This is a genomic window from Actinomadura logoneensis, from assembly GCF_003428695.1.
Taxonomy (GTDB): Bacteria; Actinomycetota; Actinomycetes; order Streptosporangiales; family Streptosporangiaceae; genus Spirillospora; species Spirillospora logoneensis.
Genome location: NZ_QURH01000211.1, coordinates 14,425 through 37,494, shown reverse-complemented (window position 1 = coordinate 37,494; position 23,070 = coordinate 14,425). Strand labels below are relative to the sequence as shown.

Below are 23,070 nucleotides of genomic sequence, written 5' to 3'. Positions count from 1 at the left end.
TGGTAACGTCGAAAGCGCGAAACAGTTATCGCTGTTACCGACCGTGCGGCCGGAACACCCTTCCGAGGAGGAACCCCATGAGCAGCAGCACGATGCGGACCGTCCGGGCCGTCGCCGCCGGGAAGCCGTTCGAGCCCGCGACGCTTCCCGTGCCCGAGCCCGGACCGGGCCAGGTGCGGGTGAAGGTGCACGCGTGCGGCGTGTGCGGCGGCGACGGCGTGACCCGGTTCGACGCCCTCGGCCTCGGCACGCCCCGCACGCCCGGCCACGAGGTCGCGGGCGTCGTGGACGCGGTCGGCGACGGCGTCACCGCGTGGCGGCCCGGCGACCGGGTCGGCGCGGGCTGGCACGGCGGCCACTGCTTCACCTGCCGCGCCTGCCGCCGCGGCGACTTCGTCAACTGCGCCGAGCGGCTGATCACCGGCGCGAGCTTCGACGGCGGCTACGCCGAGTACATGGTCGCGCCGCAGGCCGCGCTCGCCCGCGTCCCGGACGCCCTGGCGCTGGAGGAGGCCGCGCCGCTCATGTGCGCGGGCCTCACCACCTTCAACGCGCTGCGGCACAGCGGCGCGCGGCCCGGCGACACCGTGGCCGTCCAGGGCATCGGCGGCCTCGGGCACCTGGCCGTCCAGTACGCCGACAAGATGGGCCTGCGCGTCGTCGCCGTGAACCGGGGCCGCGCGAAGGAGGAGCTCGCGCGGCGGCTCGGCGCGGACGAGTACGTGGACAGCGAGGAGTCGAGCGCGGGCGCGCAGCTCGCGCGGCTCGGCGGCGCGCGGGTCGTGCTGGCCACCGTCGGGTCCGCCCAGGCGCAGGCCGACATCGCGACCGGCCTCACGCCGAACGGCCGGATGGTCGTCATCGCCAACGACCACGACCCGATCCCGGTCCCCGGCGACCTGCTGATGTTCGGCCGCCGCGAGGTGACCGGCTGGTACAGCGGGCACGCCGCCGACGCCGAGGACGCCATGGAGTTCGCGGTGCTGACCGGCGTCCGGCCGATGGTCCAGACGCGTCCGCTCGCCGAGGCGGAGGACGCGTTCCAGACCATGAACCGGGCCCGCTTCCGGACCGTCCTGACCATGGACCGGTGAGCGGACCCGTTCCGCCGGCTAGGCCGCCCGGGCCGCGTCGTGCATCGCCGCGAGCAGGTCGTCGGTGGACGGCGCGCCCGGCGGCAGCGTCCGGTCGCCGATGACGAAGCGCGGCACGCTCGTCACGCCCTCCGCGCGCACCCGTCCGACCGCCGCCCGGACCTCGCCGGAGTCGCCGTCCGGCGCCCAGGGGACGCCGAGCTCGCCGGCCAGCCGGGCCAGCACGTCCGGCGCGGCGACGTTGAGACCGTCCTGGAAGTACGCGCGGAACAGCCGTCCGGCGGCCTCCTCGCCCCGGCCGTGCAGGGCGGCGGTCGCCACCAGCCGGTGCGCGTCGAGCGTGTTGGCGAACACGGCGCGGTCGAAGCGCATCGTGAACCCGTCGCGGGCGGCGAGCGCGGTCATCCGGGCGGTGTTGCGCTCGGCCTCCGGACCGAACACGCGCCGGTGCACCTCGCTCAGCGGCTCCCCGTCGGGCGGCGCGTCCGGGACGATCTGGAACGGCCGGTAGACGACCTCCGCCTCGCCGCCCCCGGCGCGGAACCGCTCGAGCGCGTTCTCCAGCCGCGCGTGCGCGAGCGCGGACCACGCGCAGGCGATGTCCTGGGTCATCTCGATGCGGACCTTCATCACGACTCCTTCTCGGTGGAACGGCGGTGGATCAGCAGGGCGGGCACGAGCGCGGCCACGACCAGCGTCAGCGGGAGGGCGTAGGTGAACCGGAAGGCGTCCGCGAGGGCGGGGGCCGCGGCCTCCCGGGCGGCCTCCGACATCCGGTGGACGGCCTTGATGCCGCCGTCCGGCAGCCGGGCGGACAGCAGCGCGCTCGCCGACGCCGTCCCGACCGCGGCCATCGTGGTCGTCACCAGGTTGACGGTGGTGCTCGCGGCGGGCGCCTGGTCGTGCGAGACGCCGCGCGTCGCGGCCGTCATCGCGGGCATGATCGTGGCGCCGCCGCCCGCGCCGACCAGCATCGTCGCGCCCGCGAGCGCCCAGTACGACGCGTCCGCGGTCAGCAGGGCGGTCAGCAGCGCGAACCCGGACGCCGCGACCGCGACCGCCACCGGGACGATCCGTCCCGGGCCGATCCGGTCCGCCAGCCGGCCCGCGACCTGCATGGCCGTCCCGGACGCGAGCGCGCCCGGCATCGCCAGCAGCCCGGCGACCGTCGCGGACTCGCCCCGCACGAGCTGGAAGTACAGCGGGGCCAGGATCATCGTGCCGAAGTACCCGGCGCAGAACACCGTCATCGTCCCGGTCGCGGCGGAGAACGCCCGCGTGCGGAAGAGCCGCAGGTCGATGAGCGGATGCGCGGCGAACCGGGCCCGCACGGCGAACGCGGCGGCGAGCCCCAGCCCGAGCGCGATCCACGCGAACGGGGCCGCGCCGGACGCGCCGTCCCCGAACCGGGTGACGCCGTAGATCAGCGCGACGAGCCCGGGGGAGAGCAGCAGCAGTCCGGGGACGTCCAGCGAGCGCCGCGCGCCGGTCACGTCGGCCGGGAACAGCCGTCCGGCCAGCAGCAGGATCGCCAGCCCGACCGGCAGGTTGATGAAGAACATCCAGCGCCACGACACCTGGTCGATCAGCCAGCCGCCGAGCGCGGGCCCCGCGAGCGGCCCGACGAGGATCGCCAGCCCGTTGGTGCCCATCAGCTTGCCGAGCTCCTCCGGCTTCGCGGCGCGGATGAGGATGGTCATCCCGGCGGGCATCACCAGCCCGCCCGCCAGCCCCTGCACCACCCGGAACGCGATCATCGACGGGACGTCCCAGGCCAGCCCGGCCAGCACGGAACCGAGCGCGAACGCGGACACGGCCGTCAGGTACAGCCGCTTCGCCCCGAACCGCCCGACGGCCCACGCCGCCGTCGGCACCATCGCGCCGAGCGCCAGCGAATAGCCGGTGGCGATCCACTGGATCGTCGCGAGCGAGGCGTCGAACGTCTGGGACAGCCGGTCGACCGCGACGTTCACGACCGTGGTGTCGAGCGAGACCATCACCCCGCCGAGCACCAGGACCAGCGCGATCGTCATCGGCCGCGGTCCGTGCGGCGCCGCGGCGGTCGTCCCGCCGCGCGTCATCGTCGCGGCCATCGTCACACCGCCTCGTACGGGCGGACGGCGCGGGCGTCGCGCAGCGCGCCGCCCCACCAGCCGAGCTGGTCCAGCATCCGGTGCGCGGCGGCCCGCGCGTCCGGGCAGGCGGCGTCGAACGTCGTCCACGGGTTGTGGACGCTCACCACGTTCCGGACGGACGTGGCGTGCAGTTCGGCGAACACCTGGCGCAGGTGCTCGACCGCGCGCAGCCCGCCCGACATCCCGCCGTACGACACGAACGCGACGGGCTTGGCGGCCCACTGCGTCCGGTGCGCGTCGATGAACTCCTTCAGCCCGCCCGGGAAGCTGTGGTTGTACTCGGGCGTGACCACCACGAACGCGTCCGCGCGGGCCAGCTTCCCCGTCGCCTCGGCGAACGCCTGGACGCTCTCGGCGGCGGACGGGCGGGCGGCGGCGTCCGGCGGCGGCATGGTCTCGGCGAGGTCGATGACCTCGAACTCCATGTCGTCCCGGGTCCGGGCGACGCCGGTGAACCAGTCGGCGATCGTGGGGCCGTACCGGCCGGGCCGCGTGCTGCCGACGATCGCGACGACCCGCAGCGGCCGGGATGCGGACGACGGTCGCCGCGGATCGAGCGTGTGGGTCTCGCTCATCTCTGCGTCTCCAGGGGATCGTGCGTCCCGCTGGTCGGGACGGCACGCCCCACTCTGGGACCTCAAGAATGGTTGAGGTCAACCGCGAATCCGACGTGACGGTCGTCTCACACCCCGTGCGCCGGACTCACCACCCTCCGCCGCCGCTCCCGCTCCCGCCGCCGCCACCGTCGTAGCCGGAAGCGCCGCCGTCGGACGGGCTGTAAAGGCCGCCACGGTCGCGCCCGTCCGCCACCGGGTGGCGGCGCAGCCAGCGGACGGCCGCCAGGTCCGGGTCGGGCGTCGTGAAGATCCGGCGGAGCCGTTCGTCCGCGATGCCGGGCTCCCCGAGCACCGCGACCCGCTCCGGCGGCGTTCCCGGATCGAGCTCCGCCCGGCGGCGGCGTCCGCGCGGAGTCCGGAAGCCTCCCAGCAGCAGGCCCTGTGCCGCCAGGCCCCGCCGGACGTCCGCGACCGCGTCCGAGCGGGCCACCCGCCGCCTGAGCTCGCCGAGCAGCGCGCCCGTGGCCGGAAGCGCGGCGAGCACCGCGGCCTCCACCGGGTCCGGCGCCGCGCCGGAGGCCGGCGAACCGGCCGTGACCCGGTGCCGGGCCGGCGCGATCGCGATGCGGCCCTCACCGGCCGCCCGGACGAGGGCGACGAGCGCGACGCGGTCGCGGCCTCCGCACAGGTAGGCCGTCTCGTAGAGGTCCATCGCGCCTCCTGGCGTCCGGTCGCCGTCGATCACAGCGTGACCGCCCGGCGGACGTCCGGCAAGGGCGCGTGACTAGGCTGGCCAGGTGGACGAATCCGGCACCGGGACGGACGAGCGGACGATCCTTACCGCCCTCCTGGAGGGGCGGCGGGACGCCCTGGCGATGGTCTGCGCGGGGCTGTCCGAGGACGAGATGGCCGCCCGCGCCGCCGCCCCGTCCGCGCTCACGCTCAGCGGCCTCGTCGGGCACATGGCGGAGGTCGAACGCGCCTGGTTCCGGCGCGTCTTCGCAGGTGAGGACGTGCCGCTGCGGTGGTCCCGGTTCCCCGGCGACGACTTCGGCTTCACCGGAACCGCCGACGCCGCCTACGACGCCTGGTACGAGGAGTGCGCCCGGTCGCGCGCGATCGTCGCCGCCGCGCCCGGCCTGGACGCGACGGGCGAGCACCCGAGGCGCGGGGCGGTCTCGCTCCGCTGGATCCTCTGCCACATGATCGAGGAGTACGCCCGCCACCACGGCCACGCCGAGGTGCTGCGCGCCGCGATCGACGGAACCGCCGTCCCCCTGGACCGCTGAGAACTCCTTCTCACGGGCGCCGTCTGAGCGCCCCTGGCGTCAGCGGCGCCGCCTCACTCGCCGGTGACGCCGTCGATGTGCTCGCGGAGCAGGTCGGCGTGCCCGTTGTGGCGCGCGTACTCCTCGATCATGTGGGTGACCACCCAGCGCACCGAGTACGTCTCGTCCCGCCAGCGGACGGCCTGGTCCAGGTCCCGTTCGGCGACGACGGCGCGCGAGTTCTCGCACTCCCCGCGCCACACCGCGAACATCTCGTCGGGATCGGCGTCGTCCACGTGGAAGTCGGTGTACCCGCCGTCGGCCGCGCGCGGCCACAGGCCCGCGCGGTCGTCGCCGCAGACCACGACGCGGAACCAGTCGTGCTCGACCTGCGCCATGTGCCGGACGAGTCCGAGCAGCGACAGCTCCGAGGGGAGGAGCGCCTTGCGCCGCAACTGATCGGCGTCCAGCCCCTCGCACTTCAACGCGAGCGTGGCGCGCTGCCAGTCGAGGAACCCCGCCAGCGTCTCGCGCTCCCCGGACGTCCGCGCGGGCTCGTACCGCCCGTGGTCGGCCAGCGTCCGGACGACCCGGAACCGCTCGGTCACCACGAGGGTGTCGTCGTCCACGGTGAAGTCCGGGTCGCCGAGGACCGCGCGCATCTCCGCGCCGTGCCAGAAGTCCTCGTGCGCCGCCCGCCACTCGGCGACCGACCGGTGGCCCTCGCCCTCGTCCCGCGCGTGCTCCCAGCCGACGTCCGCCAGCCGGACCGTCCCGACCTCGACCGTCTCCAGCACCGCCACGTCCCGCTCGGCGGAGTCGACCAGGACGCCGCGCCGCCCGGGCTCGGGCAGCGGATCGCCGCCGGCCTCGTACTCGGCCAGCAGGCCGGTCGTGCTCGTCTTCGCGCCGGAGAGGATCGCGGCGACGAGCCGGTCGCGCAGCGGCCCCGGAAACGCGAACTCCAACCGCTCCAACCCGCGCAGATCACCCATACCGGTGAAGCTAGCCCACCGCCGCGGGCCGGCGACGTCCGCGCCCCCGCCTAAGGCACGTAGAGCGAGAGCGTTTCGGCGACGCAGGCGGCGCGCCGCTCACCCTCGACCTCGACCGTCAGCTTGACCGTCGACAGCTTCCCGGCCGGAGAGTTCTTGATGTCGACGAGCCGGGCGCCGCCCCGGATCCGCGAGCCGACCTTCACCGGAGCCGGGAACCGCACCCGGTTCAGCCCCACGTTCACGCCCATGGACAGTCCGTCGATGTGGAAGATCTCCGGCATGAACGCGCTGACCAGCGACAACGTGAGGTAGCCGTGCGCGATCGTGGTGCCGAACGGGCCGTCCTTGGCCCGTTCGGGGTCCACGTGGATCCACTGCCGGTCGTCGGTCGCCTCGGCGAACAGGTCGATCTGCCGCTGCTCCACCGTCCGCCACGGGCTGTACCCCAGGTGCTCGCCCTTGGCGGCGGCGAACTCGTCCACACTCGCGAAACGCCTCATGGTCCGATCCTTCGGCGTCGGCGCGAACCGCGGCAAGGCGGCACCCGACAAACCCGCGCCCCCGCTCTTGTCGCCCGTCCGCTCGCGTCACGCCGTCCGGCCGGCTCAGATGAGGCGGAGGACGGCGGTGGTCGCCGCGGCGGCGAGGACGGCGACCATGAACGACGCCTTCCGCCAGGCCAGGACCCCTCCGACCAGCACTCCCGCCGGACGCGCGGCGTCCGCCGGGCCGCCGCCCTCGGTCAGCGCGGTCACCGCGACCAGCGCGGTCAGCAGCACCACCGCCGCCACGTCGAGCAGCCGCTCGGCACTCGGCGGGAAGGAGACGCGCGTCCGCAGCAGCGGCCCGGACAGGCGCAGCAGGTACGTCCCGACGGCGAGGACGAGCATCGACGCGACGATCACGCCCGCCCCCTCTCCGACTCCGCGTCCCCGCTCGTGCCCGCGCTCGGGCCCGCGCTCGGGCGCGCGTCCGCGCTCGGGCTCGCGTCCGCGCTCGCGCTCGGGCTCGTGCCCAGGCCGCCGAGGAGGGGGACCGCGGCCAGGGCAGCGAGGCTCGCCAGCAGCGGCAGTCCGGTGGGCAGCAGCGGCGCGCACACGAGCGCGATGACCGCGCCGAGCAGCGCCGGACGCCGGGCCACGCGGTCCCGCAGCGACGGCAGGATCAGCGCGAGGATCACGACGGGGAACATCGCGTCCAGCCCGAACGCGTTCGGGTCGCTGACCGTCGAGCCGAGAGCCGCGCCGAGCAGCGCGCCCAGCGGCCAGCACACCAGGACGCCGATGCCGGACGTCCAGTAGGAGCGCGCCGCGTTCTCCTTGCGGGTGAGCGCGAACACGACCGACTCGTCGTTCATGACGTGGACGCCGAGCGCCCGCCGCCAGCCGCGGCCGAGGACGTCGGGCAGCGCCAGCCCGTACGGCAGGTGCCGGGCGTTGACCAGCAGCCCGGCGAGGGCCCCCGCGACCGGCGAGCCGCCCGCGCCGACGATCCCGACGAACAGGAACTCCGACGATCCGGCGAGGACCAGCGTCCCCATCACCACCGGGAACCAGAACGGCAGCCCGGACGCCACCGAGACCGCGCCGTAGGACACCGAGGTCACACCCACGGCCAGGCACACCAGCGCGATGTCCCGGTCGACTGTTCTCCATATCGAACGCACGTAGTCCAAAATGAACGATTCGGGCGTTGTTCGTCAAATCGAACCTCGTTCACTAGGATGAACGGCCATGAGCGAGCAGCCCGCCCGTCCGCCGATGGAGTTCATCGCCGCCGCGCTGCGCCGGGAACGCGCCCGCGGCGGCCTGTCCCTGACCGAGGTCGCGCGCCGCGCCGGGGTCGCCAAGTCCACGCTGTCCCAGCTGGAGTCGGGCGCGGGCAACCCGAGCGTGGAGACGCTGTGGGCGCTCGCCGTCGCGCTCGACGTCCCGTTCGCGCAGCTCGTCGCGCAGCCCGTCCCGCGCGTCCAGGTGATCCGGGCCGGGGAGGGGCCCTCGCTGGCCGCCGACCGCGCCGACTACCGCGCGACCGTCCTCGCCTCCTGCCCGCCCGGCGCCCGCCGCGACGTCTACCAGATCACCGCCGAGCCCGGCCCGCCCCGCGTGTCCGACCCGCACATGCCGGGCGTCGTCGAGCACGTCGTCCTCAGCACCGGCAGCGCCCTCGTCGGCCTGCTGGACGACCCCGTCGAACTCGCGCCCGGCGACTACATCTCCTATCCCGGCGACCTTCCGCACACCTTCCAGGCCCTGGAGGCCGGAACGCGCGCGACCCTCATCTCGGAACACACCTGACGCCGGCTCGCGCATTCGGTCACGCGATTGGCGAAACCCGTTACGAAAGGTGATGCGAGCCGTCCGGAAAAGGCCGCCCCCGCCTTGTCGGGACCGCCTTCGGACGCCTGAAACCGCAGCTCGCCGGGCATCCGGGCGGCGCGTCCGACGCCGCTGACGCCTTCTGCTGTCCTGTTCCGGTCATTCGCCGTCCGCACTGCGGTAATTCGTCGGCTCATGAGCGACTATTCGTCCGGAAAGATGGTGGACGGGGGCAAGGGGGCGTTCAACGATGAGTTCGGTGTTCTCCAATGCCGTGCTGGACGACGACACACGACGGGGGCTGCTCTTCCAGGGGGAGGTGTTCGTCTATTCGGCGACCCCGGCGTCGCTGGCGCTGACCGGATTCGCCCGCGAGCTGATCGCCGAGGCGTTCGGCGACCGCGACCCGGAGACGGCGCAGCACGAGATGGAGGTCGGCGCGTTCGCCGCGCTGCTGGCGGAGCTCAAGCCCCGCTTCATCCACCATCCCCGCTGCCGCGAGCTGCTGCCCGCGCTGCTGGCCGAGATGGGCTGCGACCCGGACCGCACCTACTTCGACGTGCCGCGGCTGCGGACCTCGACGTCCGGCGACTACCTCACCACCGGCATCTCCTACGCCTTCCACCCGCACCGGGACTGCTGGTACTCCGCCCCGTTCAACCAGGTCAACTGGTGGATACCGGTCTTCGGGATCGTCCCGGAGAACGCCATGGCGTTCCACCCGCGCTACTTCGACCGCCCGGTGCTGAACGGCAGCGCGCGCTACGACTACGCCGAATGGAACCGGACGAGCCGCCGCACCGCCGCCCGGCACATCGGCACCGACACCCGCGACCAGCCGAAACCGGAGGAGCCGATCGAACTGGACCCGCAGATCCGCGTCGTCCCGGAGGCGGGCGGGATGCTGGTCTTCTCCGGCGCGCAGTTCCACTCGACCGTCCCGAACACCTCCGGCCGGACGCGCTTCAGCATCGACTTCCGCACCGTCCACCTGGACGACGTCCGCGCCCGCCGCGGCGCGCCGAACGTGGACGCCGCCTGCACCGGCACCACGCTGCGCGACTTCGTCCGCTGCTCCGACCTCGCCGCCATGCCCGAGGAGCTGGCGCTCGACTACGAGAAGCGCGCCCTGGACAACCCCCTGCGCACCGCCCCCGCCTGATGTCGGCGGCCGGGGGCGCGCCGCCACCCGCGCGCGCCCCGGCCGACCGCGCCGCCCCTCGCCTCGGACGTGTCAGCTGTAGATGCGGCCGAACAGGTGGTTGGCGGGGGATTCGGGGTCGTCGCCGTAGAAGAACTCGACCACGGCGTCGTGGTACTGCGGACGGCCCAGCGTGCCCGATCCGTCCAGGTCGAGCTGGTTGAAGACCAGCGCGCAGTCGGTGCTCGGGATCCGCATCCCCGCCGCGAAGACCTGGCTGAACTCGGCCAGCGAGATCCGCCCGTCGCGGTCGGCGTCGCCCAGGTCGAAGATGAGGTCGGCGATCCATTTGAGCTGCTCGGCGTACCGGGACCGGTCGGTGAGCGCGGCCATGAACCCCTCGGTCATCTCCGCGCGGTTCACCTGCTCGTCGCCGTTGCGGTCGTAGGGCGCGATGACCCCCGTCCAGAACCAGTCCATCGACTCGTTCAGCTGCCGGGCGTGCGGCGAGTTGGGCGCGACGCCCTGGACGGCCACGGCCCGCTCGGCGATCCGCATCAGGTCGCCGCGGGCGAGCAGCCCGTCGTCGTCCGCGTCGGCGCCCTGGAACCACTGGTGGTACTTGCGCGTGCGTAGATCACTCATGCACCCGACCATATGCAACAAGTCACTGACAGATTACTCAGAGTGGTCAAATGATGGACCGGATCCCCCCTTGTGCCCCGATCCCGGACGAGTCGGATTCACTCCAGATCCAGCCCGCGCGGCACGTCCGCCGGGTCGAGATCCCCACGGACGTCGAGCAGCCGGGCCAGATGCCGCCAGCGCCGGTCACGCTCGGTGGCGACGTCCACGGACACCTCCACCACCAGGTCCGGCCGGATCCGGTGGTACAGGATCGGTTCGGGCTGCTCGCCGTGCCAGTTCGGCGCGAGCCGGTCCGGCCACGGATGCTCCGGCGGCGCCGGGAACCGCGCCGCCAGCTCGGCCGCCAGCCCCCGCCGCAGCGGCTGCGCGGGCGCGGACGTGCGTCCGGTGATGCGCATCCGCCCGTCCGGGAAGACGCGCCCGATCACCAGCCCGGTCGGCGCGTCGAACGACCCGAGGAACCCGCCCGCGACCGCCAGCGTCGTCCACCGCCGCTTCAGCTTGAACCACCGCCGCCGTCCCGGCAGGTACGCGCCGTCCAGCGGCTTGATCACCAACCCCTCGATGCCCTGGCTGGTCAGCACCTCGAGCCACAGTTCGGCCTCGCCCCGGTCGACGGTCTGCGGCGTCAGCACCACGAGCCCGTCCGGCGGCGCGTCCGCGAACAGCCCCTCCAGAATCCGCCGCCGCTGCTGCAACGGGAGACCGCGCACGTCCCCCTCGCCGGCCGTCTCGAGCACGTCGAACACCACCACGTGCACCGGACGTTCACGCGCCTGCGCGGCCGCCCGTCCCGTCCCGCCGCGAAGCCGTTGCTGCAGAACCTCGAAGTCGAGCCGTCCGGTGGGCGCCCAGCGGACCAGTTCACCGTCCAGCACGGTCCCCGGTGGGACCAGCCGTCCGACCGCCGCGGCCGTCTCCGGGAACAGCGCCGTCAGACGTGCCAGCGCCCGCGAATACAGCTCGACCCGCCCGTCCGGCCCCACCCGCACCTGGACGCGGAAGCCGTCCCACTTCGGCTCGAACGCCATCCTCCCGTCGGGGATGCGATCGACCGTGGCCGCGAGCATCGGTGACACGGGCCCCGCGATCAGCATCGCAGCGCCTCCCCCCGCGCGTCCGCCTCCTCATCCCTATTCAGCCGCGAATCCGCGGCCCGTGGACGATCGCGGGAGGCTTCGTGCCGTTCTCATCGCCGCATCCCAGCCGCACCTTTGCCGCCCATGCCGTCCCTTGACCGGCAAGCGAACCGCGCGGCCTGAACGACGTCGCCGCGCACGACCGCTGGCCTCCGTGCTCCGCGCCCCCGACCTCCGGACGATGGGCGCGGAGCGCCGGCCGGCTCAGGCCGCGTACTCGCCCAGAGAGGGTTCGAGCAGGTCGAAGGCCCGGGTGGCCTCCGCCCCGATGATCTCGGCGATCTCGTCGTTGGAACGGCACGCCAGCGTGAGCGCCTGGATGCGGTGGAACAGCACCCGGTGGACGGTCCCGAGCAGGCCGGCGGCGGTCCGGACCGTGATGTCGTCGGCCTCCGCCCCGGTGGCCTCGGCGAGCGCCAGGGCGAGATGGTGCTCGCGCTGGTCGTGCAGGCCGCGCAGGCAACCGGTCAGGGTGGGGCTCTCGGCGACCATGCGGGCGAACTCCGGCCCCGAGAAGCCCGCGACCGGGTCCCGGGCGGCGACGGCGTCGGCGAACGCGCGGCGCAGCGCGGCCAGGGCCGACTCCCCTGCGGCGCGTCCGCCGATGGCGCCGGCCAGGGACGCGGCGAACTCCTCCTGATGGTCCAGGGCCAGGTCCTCCTTGCGGGCGAAGTAGTTCGTGACGGTCTTCTTGGCGACGCGGGCGGCGGCGGCGATCTCGGCGATCGTCGTCCGCTCGAAGCCCTGGGCGATGAACAGCCGGGTCGCATGGTCGGAGATGAGCTGCCGGGTCTCCTGCTTCTTGGTCTCGCGCAGGCCGGGGACGGGCATTGGAGTAGCCATGGGCGGAATCTTACCCTCGTAGCATCTTTATGTTGACACCACCGAACCCCTCAGGCTAAATTTACCTCCGTCGCAAGTTTGCGACGATGGAACTCGATGTTCAAGGGGGACGCCCATGCGCAAGCACACCCATGACCTCGCCGCGGTCGAGTCCGCCGCCGCGCCCCGCCCCCGGACGCGCGGCGCCGAACTGCGCCGCCTCCCGTCCGACCAGCGGGCCCGCGGCCGGCAGCAGGCCAAGGGCGTCCGCCTCGTCCCGCGCCGACGCGGCTACTGACCCCCCGTCCCTCCCCTCCAGCACAAGGAGACCCGTGCAGTTCACCGCCTCCACCGTCTCGCTGACCGTCGACGACGTCGCCGCCTCGCAGAAGTTCCTGACCACCCGTCTCGGCTACACGGTCCAGCAGGCCGCCGACGGCTTCGCGTCCCTGACCCGGCCCGACGCGTTCGACATCGTCCTGCTGGCCCGCGGCACCGAGGTGCTCCCGCCCGAGCAGCGCGACCGGCGCGCCGCCGGCCTGATTCTCGCCTTCACCCTCGCCGACGGCCTGGACGAGCAGGAGAAGCTGCTCCGCGAGGCCGGAGTCGAGATCACCATGCCGCTGCGCGAGGAGCCCTGGGGCGAGCGCCTGTTCCAGGTCACCGACCCCAACGGCGTGATCGTCCAGTTCGTCCAGTGGACCGCCTGAAAGGACACCCCCATGCGATTCGCCCTGGTCATCTTCGAAACGGATGCCTCCCGCCGCGCCATCCAGTCCGACCGCGCCGCCTACCGCGAGCAGTACCAGACCTGGATCGGCCAGATAGCCGCCGCCGGCAAGCTGGTCGGCGGGGAGGCCCTCGACACCGAGGCCACCCCGGTCACCGTCCGCAAGCCCGCCGACGGCACCGCCACCACGGCGGACGAACCGGCCCACACCACCGAGGAAACCCTGGGCGGCTGGTTCGTGGTCGAGGTGGCCGACCGCGACGAGGCCGTCCAACTGGCCAAGTCCCTCCCGACCCCGGAAACCATCGAGATCCGCCCGATCCTCGAATCGGCCTGACGAGAGAGCCGCCGCCTCGCGCCCACCCAGGCGCGAGGCGGCAGCCGCTCAGCCGCGCCGGCCCAATGCCGACGAGCACGTGGCGCTACCTGAAGACGGTCCGCCGCCCTCACCACGACCGGCCTGCCCGCGGACGAGCACCACATCACCCCGGCGTCAGGTCCAGATCGCCTTGGCCAGGATGTTCTCCAGGTCGGGGGTGCGCCAGAAGTCCGCGATGACGATCTCCGAGGCGGGGAGGTACCAGATCCGCTCGGTGTAGGTGGTGGACGTTCGCGTCTTGAAATAGCCGTCCCGGCTGTAGTCACGCGTCCACAGGGAACCGACCACTCGATGTAGCGCGCTGTGCGAGTGCCCATCCGCGCAGACCTGTCGACGGTCTGGCGCGCTCCGTAAGCCGCCGCGCCCACGCGCAGCGTGGTGTGGGCGGGACAGCTCATGCCTTCGTCCTGGAAGAAGCGCGAGGCGAACGTGTCGTTGGGCGTGTACCGGCTGGCGACGTAGAAGTCCGCCCGCCGGGGCGATCACGTTGGACGGCTTGTAGTCGCGATGCACGACCCCGGCCGCGTGCGCGGCGGCCAAGCCGAGGAGCGACCCCTTCAGAACCGCCAACGTCGCCTCCGGCGCCAGCGTCCCGTACCGGTCGAGGATGTCCCGGAACGAGACACCATCTACGGCCTCCATCACCAGCGCGAGCCCCCGCTCGCCCTCCACCAGCTGGAACAGGCGCGCGACGTGCGCGTCACGGACCCGTCCCAAAAGGACGGCCTCCTCCCGGAACCGCGCGGGCACCCGCCCCGGAACTCGCGAGCAGGTACTTGACCGCCACCAGGTCACCCGAGACGGCATGCCGGGCGAACACCACCCGCCCCTGCCCGCCACGCCCGAGCTCGCGAATCTCCTCAAACCCGTCGATGCGCCACTCCACGCCCTAAGGACGCCGCCGCCCCGCCCCCCCGGTTGCGCCGCCGCCCAGGGCCTGGACCGGCCACCAGCTATCTCAACTCTGGAGCGGTCCTCGCAAGGACGCCCCCTTCGCCCCAGACGCATTCGCCGAGGAGCCCGAAGCCCGTCTCCCCGCCCTACCGCCCCACCCGCCCATCAGGACCAGCAGCGCCAACAAGCCCTCCGCAACAACTCCATCTGCGCCCCGGTACGAACGAGCCTTCGGCGCGGCAGTGGGCGACCAGAGCAACGATCCGGCCCGCCGCCAGGTCTCGGGGACTCGAAACACCCGAGAGGACCTAGCATCACAAGGCAACTACACAGTGTCATCGCTCCAGGGTGGGGGCATAGATGGGAGGGTGCCCAGCGCAGTCGACAGAAAGGGACACTCCGTGCTGACGACCTCGATCCCTCGCCGTTGCGCGACCGCCCTGCTGGCGGCGTGCGCCGCGACGGCGCTCACCGCCACCGCCGCCCACGCCGAAGGGCAGCCGATGCGGTGCATGCAGATCCACAAGGAGGTCAGTGGCTCCACCAAGACGCTGGCCGGCCTGTTCGGCATCGTCCTTGAGCCGACCGGCCAGCCCGTCGGCCTCAACTGCGTCCCCGCGCCCGCCCCGAACCAGCACAACTTCTGCGCGACCAACAACATCAACGGGCTCATCGTGCTCGGTCGGGAGACCACCGTGCTCTGCTGACGCCTCCAACGCCGCGCAGGTGCTCAGCGCCGCCAGCCCGGCAGGGCGGGCCCGAGTCTCGGCGACCGCTGGCAACGAGGCTCCTGCCCGCCCCGGAGGCGTCCAGCGGACGCTCGGTTCGGGACTCCGCGAGGCCACTCGGCAGATCGATGCGGTCCACCGCCGCCGTCCGTCGTCCGCACCCGGAACCCCGGCGGCGATCATTCGAGCAGAGACTCGCAGCGCCTCCACCGTCACCCGGCCACGGCCGTGCTCACCGGTCTGTGAATGACCAGAAGCTCCAACCGACCAGACCCGGCGAGCCCGGCCGCCCTGCGCGTTCGGAGTCACTCACGCGTCCAGAGATCGCGGCAGCTCATCCCCCCGCTGGGACCGGCCGCCTCCGCCATCCAGGTTGATTCCGCCCCGATCAGGGAACCTCACTCTCTGTAGTCAGACCGACAACAGAGAGTGAGGCAGAAGAATGTCAAAGATGAGACGCCGGATCGCCGCTGTGGCGGCCGCTCTGCCGGTGGCGGCGGCGCTGACGACCGGAGCCGTGGCGACCGGTGCGTCCGCCCGCGCCGCCGACGACCCGGAGTGTCCCCGCCAAGACGAGATCTTCTTCTCCAAGCTCAAGAAGTGCGTGGTCCCCGACGACGACCCGACCAAGCGTCGAGCCCTTGTTGCGGACGGTCAACCCTGCATCTGGGTGTCAGGATTCGGTGTCCTCGGCCGGGTCAGCGCCAGCGCCCGCACCTATCAAGACGGCGAGAGCGACTGGAGCTGGCTCGGCATCAAGTGGACCTGCCGCAACGGCGAGTGGATAAGAGGCTGAGCCCCACCCGCCCACGCCCTACCCGCCGCCCCGGAACGCGCTCCGTGGGCGGCGGCCCGCGTCCGCCACCGTGCAAGCCGATATTCCTCCGGGACGGTGCCGTGTACAGGGCGGCCGTGGGTCTGTGCCAACGTGCGCGTCTGAAGCGCGAGCAACCCGCCCAATGCTCGGTCTCCGACCGAAAGGCGCGTGACATGGCGACGAGCCAAGAAGGCGTCGGCGGAGTGATGCAGTCGCAACAGGGGCGGGAGGGGGAGTAGCCCGGCGGGCGAGGCTGCGACCGAGCGGGCGGGCCTTGGGGGTAGCGACGGTCGCAGCGCTGCGCGGCCTCGCTGCGGTACATGCTGAGTAGCGATCTCGAGCGCCCACAAGCGGATTCTGGGAGCGGGCGCCATCCTGTGCCCACCACGTGCACTCCAGTCCCATCAAACCAGGCATTCAGGAACGCGACAGGGGCTCCGCTGAGAATCTTGCTCTCGGCGAAGCCCCTGGTCAGGTGGCGGAGGATCGGGGATTTGAACCCCGGATGGGCGGTAAACCCAAACCGCATTAGCAGTGCGGCGCCATAGACCGGACTAGGCGAATCCTCCATGTGAGCCCGTTGGGCTCAGCACAGGCTACCGGGCGGCGGGCCAACCGGCAAAGCCGATGACGAGGATAGCCTCTTCCGGTCGTGTCGGGGTCAGCCAGAGTAGCCGCAGGCCCGGCCCAGGGCGGCGGCGTCCTGGATGAAGTTGCGGCTCCCGCTCATGTTCGAGGTGCCGGTGCCGCCCGCCCCGATGTTGCCGAGCACGGTGGCCAGGGACTCGAGGTCGCTGGCGACCTTGTCCGAGGACGACTGGACGTCACCGCCCGCCTTTGCTCCTTCGCTCCGGATCTTGCCGGCCGCGTCCCGGTAGAGCCTGGCGTTGGCGGCCGAGCTGGCCCGCAGGTTGCTGGCGTCCGGCGAGGTGATCTTGGTCTTGATCGAAGCCAGCTCCGACTGGATGTTGTCGCACGCGGCCTTCTTGTTCCCGCCGGTGACCGAGTCGAGCGGCCCGCAGGCGGCGGACGCGATCAAGGCGCCGCCCAGGACGACGGTCCCGATCAGGTGGCTGGCGGACATGCGCATCTGAATGATTCTCCTTGTTTGGGGGGAGCCGAGTATCGGACGACTGCAGAGGGTCCGCCCGACTTCCGGCTCGGTCACCCTTTGGCGCACCTCGGCCCCGTCCGGTTCCCACGACATCCCGGCGCAAGCACCGTCCCAGGTGCCCTACACTGGTCATGTCGCTCGGACGGAAACCAACGGCGCAAGCACCAAGGTGCGGAGCTGGTAGACTTCCGGACGGCAACAACGCGACAGGTCGATGACCTGAAGCGGGCACCCGTAGCTCAACGGATAGAGCATCTGACTACGGATCAGAAGGTTAGGGGTTCGAATCCCTTCGGGTGCGCACAGGTGAGAAGGCACTTCCGATCTTCGGAAGTGCCTTCTTTGCTAACGGGCTTGCTAACAGCGCCCCCTACTCCATTCCTTCGCCGATCCGCCGAGCGAAGATGTCCGCCGCCTCAGCGAGCTGTTCGTTGATCACGTGCGCGTAGACCCGGAGCGTGATCGACGGGTCCGCGTGCCCGAGCCGAGCTGCGACGACGTGCACCGCCACGCCGGCCAGCAGAAGCGTCGTGGCGTGGACGTGCCGGAGGTCGTGAAGCCGGACGCGGGGCAGCGGCTCGGCGGAAGGCTCCCCCTCGCTCGGCTGGTTGTACGACTTGATCAGCGTCGCCATCAGCGACGAGACCGTGTCGGGGTGGATCGGCTCGCCCCACCCCGTGGCGAAGACGTACCGGTCGCCGGGGGCCGCGGCTCCCTTCCAGTCCTTGCCGACCAGGAGCCGCTCAGCGTCCTGCCGGGCCCGATGGGACTTGAGAACCTTCACCGTTCCCGGGGCGATGCTGACCACGCGAGACCGGCCGCTCTTGGTCGTCCCTTCGATGCGCTGCCCAGCGACGAATGAGGCCGAGCCTTTGATGTAAATCTGGCTGCCGGTGAAGTCGACGTCCCGCCACCGCAGATTGAGCAGTTCTCCGCGTCGGGCGCCTGTGTAGGCGGCGAGGTGGAAGAACGCGGAAAGGCGGTGAGCCGATGCGTGGTCGAGGAAGGTCCGAAGCTGGTCCGGCGTCCAGATCTGGCCCAGTTCTCCGGGGCGGGACTTCGGCCGCTTCGCGCGCTCGACGGGATTGGACGGAATGAGCTGCTCCACTTCCACGGCGTCCCGGAACGCCTTTCGAAGTACCGCGTGGACGTAGGCGACGGTGCGCGGAGACAGCCCGGCTCCGGAGCGTCCTCCCTCGGTGATCAGGTCCCGGTAGAGCTTGGTGATCTGCGCGGGACGGACGGCCTGGAGCTTGGCTCCGCCGATGCGCGGCTTGACGTGGCGATCGATCAGGTGCCGGTAGTCCGAGAGCGTCTTGGGCTTGATCGTGACCGCGTGGTTCTCCAACCACTCATCGAGGTAGTCGGCCACGGTGATCAGGTTCCGGTCGATGTACTCGCCGCGGCGAGCTCTGACGCGTGCTTCGTCGCGAGCCTCCTTGGCAGCTTCTTCGCTGGGGAAGCCGCCGACCCACCTGGGCTTGGAGATGCCGGTCTCGGGGTCCTTGACGCGGATGACGTAGGACCAGGTGTTGCCCCGCTTCATGACGCCGTCGCGGAGCTTGGGCGTGTTCTTGGCGGCCTTCCGCTTCTTCTTCGGGCGGTCCGGTTCGTCGGGGGTGGCGAGGGCGGTTCCCGCCACGTCACCACCGCTACCGCGGCCCCGCTCCTGGTAGCCGGTTACGCCGGATCAGGCAAGACCGAGTTCGCGCGCTTCCTGTCCGACATGACCGGCTGGTCCGTCCTGGACAAGGACGCCATGACCCGTCGCATGACCGAACGCCTGCTCATCTCTTTGGGCGGCTACCCCCACGACCGCCACACCACCCTCTACCAGCGCGAGATCCGCTCCCACGAGTACCGGTGCCTGTTCAACAGCGCCTACGCCAACATCGACGCCAACGTCTACATGATCGTCTCCGCGCCCTTTGCCACCGAGCTCCACACCCCGGGATGGCTGGACCGCCTCACCCACCGCTGCAAGGCCAGAGGCGTGGACGTCGCCGCGATCTGGATCCACAGCGACAACGACACCATGCACGACTACATCGAAACCCGAGACGCCCCACGCGACGCCTGAAAGCTCAACCACTGGGACGAGTACAACCCTCCAGGACAGCCCGCCGCCCGGCATCACCACCACGATCGACAACCGTCACGGCGCAGCCCTCAGCCTCGCCGACCAAACCCGCACAGCCCTCCACAAACTCACGCCCTAACCCACGTGACACCCGTGACACCCGAGCCGGATGAGAACTCTCTCTACGTCTTCAAGTGCGCCCGCTCCGCGATCGCCGGCCTCCTGAGTGCCAGGCGCGCGGCTCCCGCGGCCGCTCCCCGTCCTCAGGAGCCACAACTGGCCATAGAGACATTCGAAAGACGTTCACAAGCGGTAACGTAGTGTCATACTTGGGAGGGTGCTTAGCTTGGCGGGCAAAGGTCCTAGGCCTAGAGTTTGTCCTTCGCATGAAGCGGAAAAGCACACTATAAGCGGGATGTCTCATGAAGGAAGCGTGAAGCCATGTCTGCCGCTGGACTCGATACACAACCAAGCGCAACAACTTATGAGCTTGAAGATCTGGTGGGCGAAGCCTGGAGCGGACGAGTTCGCGTTCCTCATTTTCAGCGAGATTTTCGCTGGGGTACTCAGGATGTAATTAGACTCTTCGACAGCATAATAAAGGGTTACCCCATCGGTAGCCTTCTGCTGTGGGTTCGCCAGTCGGGGCGCGACCGTATTACATTGGGCTCACTTTCAATCGATGCGCCAGGCGGGGACAACATCCTGTGGGTTGTCGATGGCCAGCAGCGCATCACTAGTCTAGCGAATGCTCTTCATCCCAAAGGAAATGAACATTCTCCATTCTCCATCTACTATGATCTAGCGAATCGAGAATTTATCGACTGCCCCAAGTTTCCGGATGCGAGCCAAGTTCCACTTCCGGTGCTTTTCGATCTAGACGAGTTGCTAAATTGGTTTTCCGGGCCCGGGCAGTCGAGTTCAGAGTACTTCCCTGAAGCGCGTCGTGTGGCCAAACTGCTTCGCCAGTATAAGGTTCCAGCATACTTGGTCCGTCAGCACGACGAACGAATTTTGACCGATATTTTCGACCGGATGAATAACTATGGGAAGCGGCTTAGTAGGGCCGAGATCTTCTCAGCTCTTTTTGCCGGACCAGAGGAAGGCGCGCCGGATCGTCTATCGATCCCTCGAATTGCGGAGCGTGTCGCTGCGCGTACTGGGTTCGGTATCATTGACGATAACACCGTGTTGCATACGATTTTGGCTCGGCGGGGCCCGGACCCGATGCGCGATATTCGCAGCGAATTCGACGACAGCAGTCGACGCACTGCACCGGAATTTCCTGGCGAGAAGCAAGATGCCGCTTATGAAGAGGGCGAGCAAGCTCTGGTCCGAGCAGTTACCTTCCTCCAGAACAGTGCAGGAGTCCCGCACCTCTCTTTGCTCACCTACAAGGCACTTCTTGTTGTCCTTACCAGGTTCTTCGCCCACTTTCCGAATCCCAATGAGCGAAACCTCCTGCTGCTTCGCCGCTTTTACTGGCGCGTGGCAGTGAGTGGACCCACAGTCTTCAAGGGTAGCTTCACACAAATGAGCCGCGTACTCTGTGCACTGGTAAAGCCAGGCGACGAGGAGGGCTCAATTACGGGGCTCATAAATTCAATGAATGAAGCGAATCCAGCCACTCCTAATAGTGAGCGCTTCCGAACTAACGAGGCTGTCGGCAAGATTATTCTATGTTCCTGGTGGGCGCTAAACCCTCGCTCTCCTGTCACGGGGCAGATTTATGATACTCGTGAATTGACCACTTTGCTCTCGGAACAGTCCACGGCAGCCTTGGCAGTTCATCGTTTCTATCGTCACGGGCTGACTGGTCGCCAGCAGCTCTGGGCAGCGAACCGGCTCTTCGTGCCAAGTGAGACCGACTCGGCGGACACGTTCCTTGAGGGAATAGCCCAACAACCGTTGGACATGGAAGATGACGTCTGGGAGCGCGTCCTCATATCCTATTGCCTTGATCGCACATCTGTGAAATTGTTCTCACAGGGCCACAAAGAACCGTTCCTTCTCCGCCGGCAAGAGGCAGTCACTGCAAATCTCGCGACATTCCTTGCTCGAATGGCAGAATGGAATTACGAGGACACTCCGCCGCTTGATTCCCTTGACCTGGACGAACTGGACGAATCTTCAAATGGCGTTGACTGAGAACTATTATGCAGTGTTGTTGCATGGGCAGCGCATCGGCACTCTCTGCCAAAAAGGCGACTATACCAGGTTCATGTTCAATGAAGACTACGTTGTAGATCCTTCACGTCCCGTTCTGGGACTGCGTTTTGAGGAAAATCTGCGTCGCCCTTATGCTTCTGCTTTACGACTTCCGCGCTGGTTCTCAAATCTTCTCCCCGAAGGGCCTCTCCGCGAGTGGATAGCGCAAGATCGGGATGTCGCCCTGGATCGCGAAATGGAGTTGCTAGCTCAGGTTGGTAGTGACCTGCCAGGTGCCGTGCAAGTATTTCCGGCAGACGGTCCGGATGGGAGTTGGCAGTGGCCGCTAGGTGAAATAATACCCGACCCACAGCAGTATTCGTCCTCAGCTCTCTCGCCTTGGCGTTTCTCCCTCGCTGGAGTTGCGCTTAAATTTTCGATGCTGGCCAGAGGTGATCGACTAACTGTGCCAGCGGTAGGCGAGCGTGGAGATTGGTTGGTCAAGTTTCCGGATTATCGCTTCCCGGATGTTCCGCGGAATGAGTTCTGCATGATGTCCCTTGCGCGCGAAGTAGGAATCAATACTCCTGATGTGCGCCTTATACATCGTGACGAACTAAGCGGTCTTCCAGATCGCATGTGGCCTAATAGTGAAGAATGGGCTTACGCGACACGTCGTTTTGATCGTCTTCCCGATGTAAATAGATCCACCGTTCATATTGAAGATCTTGCTCAGGTGCGAGACAAATACCCCCAGAATAAGTATGAAGGATCTTTTGAAACAGTCGCAGCACTGGTGTATCGAGGGCGTGACCTAGGTGCGCTGCAAGAGTTTGCTCGGCGCCTTGCCTTTGGAGTAATGATCGGCAATGGCGATTCCCATCTTAAAAACTGGTCGCTAATATATGCCGACCGTCGCATGCCGACACTGTCGCCGGTTTATGACCTGGTTTCGACTATGCCGTACTACGAGTCGGGCGAACAAAGAGAAGATCTTGGGCTGACCTTCTGCGGCAGTCGACGATTTGAATCAGTCTCTCTTGCATCGTTCCAAATTCTGGAGAGCAGGCTAGACCGGCGCTTCGGATTGACTGGCGCCAATTTGACCGATGTAGTGGCATCTGTTCGCGACAAAATGAGCGATGCTTGGAGTGAGCATCAGGAAAAGCTCAAGGATAGCCCTGGGTTGCTGTCTGCGGTTTCTGCTTGGCTTGCTAAGCATAATTTGAGCTGAGGGTGCTTTCGGCGCTGCGCTTCGGGGCACGGGTCGTACGCAAAGCGAGGGCTCGCGGCCGCGGCCCGCAATCCCTGGGAGCTTTGGGGTACGCCCGCACGGATCTGTTTGCCACACGCCTCGCCGTTCGCGGGCGCGCACCCCTCGGGACGGTGTGCGCGCTGATGGCGGTGCTAACCGAAGGCGTCTGATGACCTTGGATAGAAGTGGACGAGAGTGGGAGCTTGCAACGCTGGTCAGGAGACCGTGGGGGACGTCTGTTGACGGACTCGATCTTGCTGTGGATTAGAAGCCTAGTGCCTGGAATCCTTCTAGTGTGCACTATTTAAGGCTCTTTCTTATTATAGAAATGGGCCTTTGGATTGCCGAGGGAGCTTCGGCCTTCTGGATGGCGTAAGTTGCACTGCTGGGGGTTCGCTGCCGACCTTGTTAGGCGCCATCAGGTACCCGTAGGCATCCTTCCTATTCGCGATGCTCGTTCAAGCTCGGACAGCATGTGCGGCCACGCTCGCGTGGTCTGACAGGTTCGGGAGAGGAAAGCGGGGCCTGCGGTCCGAGGCAGGGTGGCGCTGCGGGAGGTCGAGGTCTTTGCTTGGATGGGCGCGGGTACCGCCAAGCGTGCCTGCGCTGGCGGTCTGCTGCGCGGCGAAGGACAGTGGGGACCAACCCATCGCCTGGCAGTAGGTCGGGCGGCCACGTACCCCCCTCCCGGATTCGACGTCGCCGACGGTGATCTTCTGTGGTCCCTTCCGTGGCAGTGCCACTGAACCTTCACCACCTCACGGTCTCTAGGAGCACCTTGGGGCAGGCATGGCGGACGATCCAC

26 protein-coding genes, 2 tRNA genes and 1 pseudogene are annotated in these 23,070 nt (G+C 69.1%); 13 read left to right on the top strand and 16 right to left on the bottom strand.

The window, feature by feature from the left end; translation table 11 throughout:
- Positions 1-77 precede the first annotated feature (77 nt).
- The gene (locus tag DZF91_RS11825) at positions 78-1,094 is read left to right on the top strand and encodes an alcohol dehydrogenase catalytic domain-containing protein (protein ID WP_117357513.1); all 1,017 of its coding nucleotides are present in this window, start codon (positions 78-80) and stop codon (positions 1,092-1,094) included.
- 18 nt (positions 1,095-1,112) lie between these two features.
- On the opposite strand, the gene DZF91_RS11820 is transcribed toward DZF91_RS11825, so the two are convergent.
- The 4 genes from DZF91_RS11820 to DZF91_RS11805 all read right to left on the bottom strand — a co-directional run bounded on the left by DZF91_RS11820 (position 1,113) and on the right by DZF91_RS11805 (position 4,531).
- Entirely contained in the window at positions 1,113-1,724 is a 612-nt protein-coding gene (locus tag DZF91_RS11820) for a DsbA family oxidoreductase (protein WP_117357512.1), read from the bottom strand.
- The gene (locus DZF91_RS11815; protein ID WP_235834220.1) at positions 1,724-3,127 is read right to left on the bottom strand and encodes a DHA2 family efflux MFS transporter permease subunit; all 1,404 of its coding nucleotides are present in this window, start codon (positions 3,125-3,127) and stop codon (positions 1,724-1,726) included. Before DZF91_RS11815 ends, DZF91_RS11820 begins: the two co-directional genes overlap by 1 nt.
- Before the next feature lie 62 nt (positions 3,128-3,189).
- Positions 3,190-3,804, bottom strand: a complete 615-nt coding sequence (locus DZF91_RS11810) for an NADPH-dependent FMN reductase (RefSeq protein ID WP_117357511.1) — start codon at positions 3,802-3,804, stop codon at positions 3,190-3,192.
- A 127-nt stretch (positions 3,805-3,931) separates the two neighbouring features.
- Positions 3,932-4,531, bottom strand: coding sequence for a TIGR04222 domain-containing membrane protein (locus DZF91_RS11805; protein WP_268915933.1), 600 nt, complete (start codon positions 4,529-4,531; stop codon positions 3,932-3,934).
- Between the two features lie 52 nt (positions 4,532-4,583).
- Here DZF91_RS11805 and DZF91_RS11800 point away from each other — a divergent pair, with 52 nt between their 5' ends.
- Positions 4,584-5,075 (top strand): DinB family protein, encoded by a 492-nt coding sequence (locus DZF91_RS11800; protein WP_235834219.1) that lies wholly within the window; start codon positions 4,584-4,586, stop codon positions 5,073-5,075.
- 53 nt (positions 5,076-5,128) lie between these two features.
- Here the strand turns inward: DZF91_RS11800 and DZF91_RS42930 are convergent, their stop codons facing one another.
- From DZF91_RS42930 to DZF91_RS11780, 4 genes are all read right to left on the bottom strand, one after another.
- Positions 5,129-6,049, bottom strand: a complete 921-nt coding sequence (locus DZF91_RS42930) for a mycothiol transferase (protein WP_117357509.1) — start codon at positions 6,047-6,049, stop codon at positions 5,129-5,131.
- A gap of 50 nt (positions 6,050-6,099) precedes the next feature.
- Positions 6,100-6,552: a MaoC family dehydratase gene (locus DZF91_RS11790; protein WP_117357508.1), complete on the bottom strand. Its 453-nt coding sequence runs from the start codon at positions 6,550-6,552 to the stop codon at positions 6,100-6,102.
- 105 nt (positions 6,553-6,657) lie between these two features.
- Entirely contained in the window at positions 6,658-6,957 is a 300-nt protein-coding gene (locus tag DZF91_RS11785) for an AzlD domain-containing protein (protein ID WP_235834218.1), read from the bottom strand.
- Entirely contained in the window at positions 6,954-7,718 is a 765-nt protein-coding gene (locus DZF91_RS11780; protein ID WP_117357533.1) for an AzlC family ABC transporter permease, read from the bottom strand. Before DZF91_RS11780 ends, DZF91_RS11785 begins: the two co-directional genes overlap by 4 nt.
- 67 nt (positions 7,719-7,785) lie before the next feature.
- On the opposite strand from DZF91_RS11780, the gene DZF91_RS11775 reads away from it, so the two are divergent.
- Both DZF91_RS11775 and DZF91_RS11770 read left to right on the top strand, forming a co-directional pair.
- Complete coding sequence (locus DZF91_RS11775) at positions 7,786-8,349, top strand: helix-turn-helix domain-containing protein (RefSeq protein ID WP_117357507.1); 564 nt, start codon at positions 7,786-7,788, stop codon at positions 8,347-8,349.
- Between the two features lie 271 nt (positions 8,350-8,620).
- Positions 8,621-9,532, top strand: a complete 912-nt coding sequence (locus tag DZF91_RS11770) for a phytanoyl-CoA dioxygenase family protein (protein WP_117357506.1) — start codon at positions 8,621-8,623, stop codon at positions 9,530-9,532.
- Positions 9,533-9,604: 72 nt separating this feature from the next.
- Here the strand turns inward: DZF91_RS11770 and DZF91_RS11765 are convergent, their stop codons facing one another.
- The 3 genes from DZF91_RS11765 to DZF91_RS11755 all read right to left on the bottom strand — a co-directional run bounded on the left by DZF91_RS11765 (position 9,605) and on the right by DZF91_RS11755 (position 12,141).
- Positions 9,605-10,156, bottom strand: a complete 552-nt coding sequence (locus DZF91_RS11765) for an EF-hand domain-containing protein (RefSeq protein ID WP_117357532.1) — start codon at positions 10,154-10,156, stop codon at positions 9,605-9,607.
- A 98-nt stretch (positions 10,157-10,254) separates the two neighbouring features.
- Positions 10,255-11,256: an ATP-dependent DNA ligase gene (locus DZF91_RS11760; RefSeq protein ID WP_117357505.1), complete on the bottom strand. Its 1,002-nt coding sequence runs from the start codon at positions 11,254-11,256 to the stop codon at positions 10,255-10,257.
- A gap of 246 nt (positions 11,257-11,502) precedes the next feature.
- Positions 11,503-12,141 carry a TetR/AcrR family transcriptional regulator gene (locus DZF91_RS11755; RefSeq protein WP_235834217.1) on the bottom strand — a complete coding sequence of 213 codons (639 nt, stop codon included), beginning with the start codon at positions 12,139-12,141 and terminating at the stop codon, positions 11,503-11,505.
- Between the two features lie 115 nt (positions 12,142-12,256).
- Between DZF91_RS11755 and DZF91_RS39700 the strand changes: the two genes are divergently transcribed.
- From DZF91_RS39700 to DZF91_RS11745, 3 genes are read left to right on the top strand one after another with little or no spacing between them, the layout of a single operon-like run.
- Positions 12,257-12,418 carry a hypothetical protein gene (locus DZF91_RS39700; RefSeq protein WP_158587920.1) on the top strand — a complete coding sequence of 54 codons (162 nt, stop codon included), beginning with the start codon at positions 12,257-12,259 and terminating at the stop codon, positions 12,416-12,418.
- A gap of 34 nt (positions 12,419-12,452) precedes the next feature.
- Positions 12,453-12,830, top strand: a complete 378-nt coding sequence (locus tag DZF91_RS11750) for a VOC family protein (protein ID WP_117357503.1) — start codon at positions 12,453-12,455, stop codon at positions 12,828-12,830.
- A gap of 12 nt (positions 12,831-12,842) precedes the next feature.
- Complete coding sequence (locus DZF91_RS11745; RefSeq protein ID WP_117357502.1) at positions 12,843-13,187, top strand: YciI family protein; 345 nt, start codon at positions 12,843-12,845, stop codon at positions 13,185-13,187.
- A gap of 156 nt (positions 13,188-13,343) precedes the next feature.
- Here the strand turns inward: DZF91_RS11745 and DZF91_RS41950 are convergent, their stop codons facing one another.
- On the bottom strand, positions 13,344-13,517 hold the full coding sequence (locus DZF91_RS41950) for a hypothetical protein (protein ID WP_235834216.1): 174 nt from the start codon (positions 13,515-13,517) through the stop codon (positions 13,344-13,346).
- Between the two features lie 204 nt (positions 13,518-13,721).
- A pseudogene (locus tag DZF91_RS43140) lies at positions 13,722-14,036 on the bottom strand (protein kinase domain-containing protein); the annotation flags it as partial.
- A gap of 488 nt (positions 14,037-14,524) precedes the next feature.
- On the opposite strand from DZF91_RS43140, the gene DZF91_RS11735 reads away from it, so the two are divergent.
- Both DZF91_RS11735 and DZF91_RS11730 read left to right on the top strand, forming a co-directional pair.
- The gene (locus tag DZF91_RS11735; protein ID WP_117357501.1) at positions 14,525-14,830 is read left to right on the top strand and encodes a hydrophobin family protein; all 306 of its coding nucleotides are present in this window, start codon (positions 14,525-14,527) and stop codon (positions 14,828-14,830) included.
- 472 nt (positions 14,831-15,302) lie between these two features.
- Positions 15,303-15,647 carry a hypothetical protein gene (locus tag DZF91_RS11730; protein WP_147341112.1) on the top strand — a complete coding sequence of 115 codons (345 nt, stop codon included), beginning with the start codon at positions 15,303-15,305 and terminating at the stop codon, positions 15,645-15,647.
- A 497-nt stretch (positions 15,648-16,144) separates the two neighbouring features.
- Here the strand turns inward: DZF91_RS11730 and DZF91_RS11725 are convergent.
- Together DZF91_RS11725 and DZF91_RS11720 are read right to left on the bottom strand one after the other, a co-directional pair.
- Positions 16,145-16,237 (bottom strand) — tRNA-Ser (locus DZF91_RS11725).
- Positions 16,238-16,329: 92 nt separating this feature from the next.
- Positions 16,330-16,758 (bottom strand): hypothetical protein, encoded by a 429-nt coding sequence (locus DZF91_RS11720; protein ID WP_117357499.1) that lies wholly within the window; start codon positions 16,756-16,758, stop codon positions 16,330-16,332.
- Between the two features lie 252 nt (positions 16,759-17,010).
- On the opposite strand from DZF91_RS11720, the gene DZF91_RS11715 reads away from it, so the two are divergent.
- Positions 17,011-17,083, top strand: a tRNA-Arg gene (locus tag DZF91_RS11715).
- A 69-nt stretch (positions 17,084-17,152) separates the two neighbouring features.
- On the opposite strand, the gene DZF91_RS11710 is transcribed toward DZF91_RS11715, so the two are convergent.
- Entirely contained in the window at positions 17,153-18,424 is a 1,272-nt protein-coding gene (locus DZF91_RS11710) for a tyrosine-type recombinase/integrase (protein ID WP_235834215.1), read from the bottom strand.
- A gap of 27 nt (positions 18,425-18,451) precedes the next feature.
- Here DZF91_RS11710 and DZF91_RS41105 point away from each other — a divergent pair, with 27 nt between their 5' ends.
- From DZF91_RS41105 to DZF91_RS11695, 3 genes are all read left to right on the top strand, one after another.
- Positions 18,452-18,862 carry an AAA family ATPase gene (locus DZF91_RS41105; protein WP_117357529.1) on the top strand — a complete coding sequence of 137 codons (411 nt, stop codon included), beginning with the start codon at positions 18,452-18,454 and terminating at the stop codon, positions 18,860-18,862.
- 441 nt (positions 18,863-19,303) lie between these two features.
- A complete protein-coding gene (locus tag DZF91_RS11700) occupies positions 19,304-21,010 on the top strand; it encodes a DUF262 domain-containing protein (RefSeq protein WP_117357498.1) in 1,707 nt (568 codons plus the stop codon).
- Positions 20,997-22,244, top strand: a complete 1,248-nt coding sequence (locus DZF91_RS11695) for a type II toxin-antitoxin system HipA family toxin (protein WP_117357497.1) — start codon at positions 20,997-20,999, stop codon at positions 22,242-22,244. The genes DZF91_RS11700 and DZF91_RS11695 overlap by 14 nt, the downstream gene beginning before the upstream one ends.
- Positions 22,245-23,070 lie beyond the last annotated feature (826 nt).

Excerpts from the sequence above, each read along its gene's own strand:
- DZF91_RS11775 (WP_117357507.1), top strand. The coding sequence starts at position 7,786 with ATGAGCGAGCAGCCCGCCCGTCCGCCGATGGAGTTCATCGCCGCCGCG.
- DZF91_RS11770 (WP_117357506.1), top strand. The coding sequence starts at position 8,621 with ATGAGTTCGGTGTTCTCCAATGCCGTGCTGGACGACGACACACGACGG.
- DZF91_RS11695 (WP_117357497.1), top strand. The coding sequence starts at position 20,997 with ATGGCGTTGACTGAGAACTATTATGCAGTGTTGTTGCATGGGCAGCGC.
- DZF91_RS11730 (WP_147341112.1), top strand. The coding sequence starts at position 15,303 with ATGAGACGCCGGATCGCCGCTGTGGCGGCCGCTCTGCCGGTGGCGGCG.
- DZF91_RS11765 (WP_117357532.1), bottom strand. The coding sequence starts at position 10,156 with ATGAGTGATCTACGCACGCGCAAGTACCACCAGTGGTTCCAGGGCGCC.
- DZF91_RS39700 (WP_158587920.1), top strand. The coding sequence starts at position 12,257 with ATGCGCAAGCACACCCATGACCTCGCCGCGGTCGAGTCCGCCGCCGCG.
- DZF91_RS11825 (WP_117357513.1), top strand. The coding sequence starts at position 78 with ATGAGCAGCAGCACGATGCGGACCGTCCGGGCCGTCGCCGCCGGGAAG.
- DZF91_RS11720 (WP_117357499.1), bottom strand. The coding sequence starts at position 16,758 with ATGCGCATGTCCGCCAGCCACCTGATCGGGACCGTCGTCCTGGGCGGC.
- DZF91_RS42930 (WP_117357509.1), bottom strand. The coding sequence starts at position 6,049 with ATGGGTGATCTGCGCGGGTTGGAGCGGTTGGAGTTCGCGTTTCCGGGG.
- DZF91_RS11790 (WP_117357508.1), bottom strand. The coding sequence starts at position 6,552 with ATGAGGCGTTTCGCGAGTGTGGACGAGTTCGCCGCCGCCAAGGGCGAG.
- DZF91_RS11820 (WP_117357512.1), bottom strand. The coding sequence starts at position 1,724 with ATGAAGGTCCGCATCGAGATGACCCAGGACATCGCCTGCGCGTGGTCC.
- DZF91_RS11810 (WP_117357511.1), bottom strand. The coding sequence starts at position 3,804 with ATGAGCGAGACCCACACGCTCGATCCGCGGCGACCGTCGTCCGCATCC.
- DZF91_RS11760 (WP_117357505.1), bottom strand. The coding sequence starts at position 11,256 with ATGCTGATCGCGGGGCCCGTGTCACCGATGCTCGCGGCCACGGTCGAT.
- DZF91_RS11700 (WP_117357498.1), top strand. The coding sequence starts at position 19,304 with ATGTCTGCCGCTGGACTCGATACACAACCAAGCGCAACAACTTATGAG.
- DZF91_RS11815 (WP_235834220.1), bottom strand. The coding sequence starts at position 3,127 with ATGACGATCGCGCTGGTCCTGGTGCTCGGCGGGGTGATGGTCTCGCTC.
- DZF91_RS11745 (WP_117357502.1), top strand. The coding sequence starts at position 12,843 with ATGCGATTCGCCCTGGTCATCTTCGAAACGGATGCCTCCCGCCGCGCC.
- DZF91_RS11755 (WP_235834217.1), bottom strand. The coding sequence starts at position 12,141 with ATGGCTACTCCAATGCCCGTCCCCGGCCTGCGCGAGACCAAGAAGCAG.